Genomic DNA, 608 nt, shown 5'->3' with positions numbered 1-608 from the left:
GCTATCTTAGTAGTTGCTGCTACAGATGGTCCAATGCCACAAACACGTGAGCACATCTTGCTTTCACGTCAGGTTGGCGTACCTTTCATCATCGTATTCATGAACAAATGTGACATGGTTGATGACGAAGAGCTACTTGAATTAGTAGAAATGGAAGTTCGTGAACTTCTTTCTGAATATGACTTCCCAGGTGATGACTTACCAGTTATCCAAGGTTCTGCACTTAAAGCTCTTGAAGGCGATGCAGCTTGGGAACCAAAGATTATTGAACTAGCTGAAGCGTTAGATTCATACATCCCAGAGCCAGAGCGTGACATTGATAAGCCGTTCCTACTTCCAATTGAAGATGTATTCTCAATTTCAGGTCGTGGTACAGTTGTTACTGGTCGTGTTGAGCGTGGTATCATCCGCGTTGGTGAAGAAGTTGAAATCGTTGGTGTTAAAGAAACGACTAAGACTACTTGTACTGGTGTTGAAATGTTCCGCAAGCTTCTTGACGAAGGTCGTGCTGGCGAAAACTGTGGTGTTCTTTTACGTGGTACTAAGCGTGAAGATGTTGAGCGTGGTCAAGTATTGGCACAGCCAGGTACTATCACTCCTCACACTAC

General features: G+C 44.1%; 1 protein-coding gene. It reads left to right on the top strand.

Features of this window, described 5'->3' with window-relative positions; translation table 11 throughout:
• Positions 1–608: GTP-binding protein (locus L2735_RS19910; protein WP_248986316.1), on the top strand; the 608-nt coding region annotated here is incomplete at both ends.

Source organism: Shewanella olleyana (assembly GCF_023283825.1).
In the GTDB taxonomy this organism is placed as follows: Bacteria; Pseudomonadota; Gammaproteobacteria; order Enterobacterales; family Shewanellaceae; genus Shewanella; species Shewanella olleyana.
Note: the sequence above shows the minus strand (reverse complement) of the source record. Positions and strands in the feature narration are given on the sequence as shown.